At 49.1% G+C, this 4724-nt stretch carries 4 protein-coding genes; 1 reads left to right on the top strand and 3 read right to left on the bottom strand.

Annotated elements, in window-relative coordinates; all coding sequences use genetic code 11:
* Window positions 1–11 precede the first annotated feature (11 nt).
* The 3 genes from O3C43_24690 to O3C43_24680 form a co-directional block, all read right to left on the bottom strand.
* Window positions 12–368: a hypothetical protein gene (locus O3C43_24690; GenBank protein ID MDA1069687.1), complete on the bottom strand. Its 357-nt coding sequence runs from the start codon at window positions 366–368 to the stop codon at window positions 12–14.
* Window positions 369–602: 234 nt separating this feature from the next.
* A complete protein-coding gene (locus tag O3C43_24685; protein MDA1069686.1) occupies window positions 603–2153 on the bottom strand; it encodes a sulfatase in 1551 nt (516 codons plus the stop codon).
* A gap of 157 nt (window positions 2154–2310) precedes the next feature.
* The gene (locus O3C43_24680) at window positions 2311–3780 is read right to left on the bottom strand and encodes a Gfo/Idh/MocA family oxidoreductase (protein MDA1069685.1); all 1470 of its coding nucleotides are present in this window, start codon (window positions 3778–3780) and stop codon (window positions 2311–2313) included.
* A 220-nt stretch (window positions 3781–4000) separates the two neighbouring features.
* Here O3C43_24680 and O3C43_24675 point away from each other — a divergent pair.
* A partial coding sequence (locus tag O3C43_24675) for a hypothetical protein (GenBank protein ID MDA1069684.1) occupies window positions 4001–4724 on the top strand: 724 nt, incomplete at its 3' end.

The raw sequence follows: 4724 nt of genomic DNA, 5'->3' as shown, positions 1-4724 counted from the left end.
CCCAGCATGATCTAGGTATCCCATTCCAAATGCTCGTCAATCACCGTGCCAAATAAAAATACCGTGCCGCGAATTTGGGGTGGCAATGACCGGACAATATCCACCCGGGAGGGGGAGTCCTGGTCGACATAAACCACGAGCGATGTAGTGTTGTTATCATTCAATCCGACTGCAGTGCCGAGGATACCTGATGTATTCATCAGATCCGACGTCACCTCGTTTTGGACGGCAATAACCGCTCGTACATTGGGATGACCCATGTCCAGGCCCAAGCCTTGGCCGTAGGATTTAAAATTGATTGCCAGCAAAATGGCTAAGATGATCGCTGCTCGAGCCATCGTATTTAACGGAGTGGTGGTTTTTCTCATGATTTTTCCTCTACTTTCAATGGATTGATTATATCTCTAGCGGCTGCGATTAGCAATCAGCCTCTTATACTGCCTGTCTTTTGACGATTTCCAGAATCGACGGATGAGGAAGAATTTTCCTGGTATTAACGTGGTTTTAACGTGGTTTTAACGTGGTTTTAACGAGTATGACGAATACTTGTATATAGGAGAATGTCAACGATCAAGTCGGTCCGCATCGACTGGATTACTAACTCAGTTCCAGGACTCAGCGATCACTTTTTTCAACTCCGGAAACGGTTCGTCGCTGTCACCGAATTCATCCTTCAAGCGCAGAAGCTCAAGCTTCAGAGTTTTGCTGACGGCCTGGTAATCCAGGTTGCCATAAACATTATGAACTTCTAGCGGGTCTTTCTGCAAATCGTAGAGCTCCCAGCCAGCCGGAGTTTGTTTATCAACGGCACCGCTGGCACCAAGAGGAAGTCCATAAAAGAAGATCAGTTTGTAGCGGTCGGTTCGCACGCCAAAGTGACCGGGGATGTGGTGACCATTGAGGTGCATCCAGTAACGGTAATAGACCGACTTGCGCCAGTCATCGGGTTCTTTTCCTGTCTCCAGGATTTTCAGAAAACTTTTTCCCTGCATAGAACTGGGAACCGGGAGTTCTGCCAGGTAGAGTAGGGTGGGTGCAAAATCAATATTGGCGCACAGGGCGTCGGTGGTGCTTCCCGCAGGAATCCTGCCGGGTAGACGCGCGAGGAAAGGCATGCGAAAAGCCTCCTCAAAGATCCACCGTTTGTCGAAATAGTCATGTTCGCCGAGAAACATGCCCTGGTCGGAAGTGTAGACGACAAGCGTATTTTCAGTGAGCCCGGCTTGATCCAAATAGTCGAGTACCCGTCCGACGTTTTCGTCGACGGCTTTGACGCAACGCAGGTAGTCCTTGAGGTATTTCTGATACGCCGCCTTGGTTTTTTGTTTTTCGGTCATACCGGTCATATCCACTTGTTCGGTTGGCCAATTATCACTGGTTACATCGTCAATCATGTTGCGACGATCAGCCAGTCGATGGGAAATGGATGTGCCGTAATCGCGGCTGGCCTCGGAACGATGGCTGAAGTCTTCCCAGAGTGTTTCGGGTTCCGGAATTTCAACGTCCTCCAAAAAATCGAGGTGGCGATCCGCCGGCTCCCATTTACCATGCGGGGCCTTGTGATGCAGAAAGAGGGCAAACGGTTTATCAGTCTGGCGATGCTTCAACCAGTCCAGTGCATAGTCAGTCACCAGATCGGTGTAATAACCCTGGACAACCTCACCAGCTTTTCTGGGGCCATAAGGAGAGCCCTTTTCAATAAACGTGGGATTGTGATATCGTCCTTGTCCTGGCCCGACTTTCCAATAATCGAAACCAAAAGGTTCGGTTTGCAAATGCCACTTGCCGAAGAGTGCTGTCTGATAACCACCTTCACCCAACAGCGCGGCCACATTGACAGCATCGGGAGGAATGGCATCTGCCAGCGTCTTGACCCCGTTGATATGACCGTATTGTCCGGTCAAAATACTAGCCCGACTCGGCGTGCATATGGCATTGACGCAGTAAGTCCGGTCCATCCGCATACCCTCTTTTGCGAGGCGATCAATATTAGGCGTTTTGAAAACCGAAGTCAGGTGGCTGCCATACGCGCTGATCGCGTTGGTGGCATGGTCATCCGACATAATGTAAACAATATTCAACGGCTGCGATTGTGCCGAAACGACAAGGCTCATCAGGCCCAAAATGGAAAGTAACAATTGTTTATGTGTCATAGCTAATCTCTAAATAAGCCCTCGATTGATACCTTTACGCAATATCAAAGCATCTTGGATCGAAGCGAACCTGACCACTCATTCAAATATTGGCATGAAAAAAGGGCGATTCCGTTCAGAAAGAATCGCCCTTTGAAATTTAATAATACCGGCCCTATCAGACCTTGAACTTCCAACCCTTGCTGTATTCGCGTTGGACGTATTTCTTAAGCTCTGGCTTGCCTTTGATTTCCATCGCTTCGGCATCCCACTCGAGTTTTTCGTTCGGCGAACGCTGAGCGATAACACCTAGGAGAATCGTTTCGGTGAACGGTCCGGCGTGGGCGAAATTGGATTGGCATTTGACTATATTTCCAACAACGGCGTCATAAAACTCGTCGTAGTTCTCCTCGTTGGTTGCACGAGGTATTGATTGAGCCGGCCAGGTGAATCCATCCACAACTGCCGTTGGATTCACTACCCAGTTTTCATTGTGACGATGGAAAAACATCTTTCCTTCTTCACCTATGATTACGCAACCATAGTCGTCAAAAGGACGTCCATCCAAGACCTCAGCTGAGGGATGGTTGTACTCTTCGCTTCCCTTGACCAGTTTCCAGGTTTTGGGATCAAACTTCGCGTCCAAGTAGCCGTCGTACCAATTGAAACGAACCCCACGACTATGGGTATATTGGTTAGGCTCAAACTCCCAGGTAATCTTTGAGTTTATCGGAGGAGAAATATCGGTAGCACCCGATTGCTCGGCATGAACGTTCTTGGGAGCACCTGGCATTAAAGCCCAGTGTGGCATGTCCATAATGTGGCAGGCCATATCGCCCAAAGCACCCGTTCCATATTCCCACCATCCGCGCCAGGAGAACGGTGCGATATTTTCATTATAATCCACGTGCCCTGCGGGCCCCACCCACTGCTTCCAATCGATCCAATCTGGAACGGGCTGTTTGGCTGGTGGTTTTGCGAATCCTTGGGACCAAATGGGGCGGTTCGTCCAGATATGGACATCTCTCACTTTACCAATAATTCCAGCCCGAATGAGTTCCACGCAACGGCGCATATGGTCCTCAGCATGAGCCTGATTGCCCATCTGGGTCTTTACGCCGGTTTCAGCAGCGATCTTAGCAAGCATACGTGCTTCCCAGATGCCATGAGTGAGGGGTTTTTGACAATAGACGTGCATTCCAGCCTGCATCGCCATAGCTGAGGCGTGAAAGTGATGGTGATCAGGGGGTGTAACAGTGACTGCATCCACCTTGCCCTCCATTTCGGAAATCATTTCGCGGTAGTCCGTCCAAAACCTGGCATTCGGGTAGCGTTCGCGGACTTTCACGACAGAGCCAAGCCGCTTGTTCTTTTCAGCTACTGCTGCAGGAATTTTCTTGGCATCCACCACATCGACCAGACCGATAAGGTCAAATCCGGCATCAACGCAGCCACGAGTATCAGCATCACCTTTTCCTCCAGCGCCAATGGCAACCAGAGTTGGTTTGGTTAAATTTCCCCAGGCGGCACTGGGAATGAATTGAAAGCCGAAGGCAGCCGAAGCAGCCGTGGCGGATAGTTTCCCAAATTTTCGCCGGGAAATGGTAGGAGAAGAATCGTTAGGTATATTAGTGGGTAGTTCTGACATAATGAAGCAGTGTGCGAAAGTGAGCGACTTTGTCCAGCTATAGATTTTTCTTCCTTTTGAAACTGTTTCAAAACGGCCGCATCTGGCTGAAAACCCGGGAGTGGGCTCTTGTAAGCCGTGGTTAACTCTCTCAAATTACAAGTCCCGGGAGCGTGTTTAGGTACTTGCAGAAGCAGATTACAAAACTCTAGTTTACCCTTTTTACTTTCCCTAAGTAATTATGAAAACAGGCATTCCCCTAATTACCATACTTCTTGGTTTATCTTTCATCCAGCTTGTCGCGACCGATCTGAAACCTCAAATGGTTCAATTGGATAAGCTAATCCTGGAAGAAGACTTCAGCCATCCACGTACACTGGAAAAAGAAAACTGGTCACAACGCCAACACACCCGGTGGGCCATTAAAGAGGGCGTGCTAAAAGGCCTTCCATCCTCTGCTGAGTTTCAGGCCTCTGCAAAAGACCACCAAGGCTTTGAGCCCAGACTTTCCATTCCTTCCTGTCCGGATGAATTCGCCATACAGTTCTCTGTAAAATTTACGGGAGGGAAAGAAACAGCCATATGCCCTTTCATTGAATTCGGTCACCACAAAGCCCGTCTTCGCTGGAGCAATGAAGGCGCCCAATTGATGGCCAATGGCGAATCTGTTCAGCTCGATCAGGATGCGTCTTTCAAGCTGAAATCCGGAACCTGGTATCACGCTCTCGCTGAAGTAAAGGGTGACGAGTTTTTCATCCAATTTTCTCATGGTCCACAGCTCTATGGGAAGCATTCAAGCATCGATGCGGAAAAGGACGGATTCGGAGTTGCCGGTTTTAAAGGCGGCCAGGTTGAGCTCGACAATATCAAGGTTTGGTCCGTGAAAGCAGCACAGGGGAATAACTGGGCAAAACACCTGAGTACTCTAAAACCCGGGCCGCATAAAATCCTCAAAACTGCAAAAA

It is taken from the genome of Verrucomicrobiota bacterium, from assembly GCA_027622555.1.
Lineage (GTDB): Bacteria > Verrucomicrobiota > Verrucomicrobiia > Opitutales > UBA2995 > UBA2995.
Note: the sequence above shows the minus strand (reverse complement) of the source record. Positions and strands in the feature narration are given on the sequence as shown.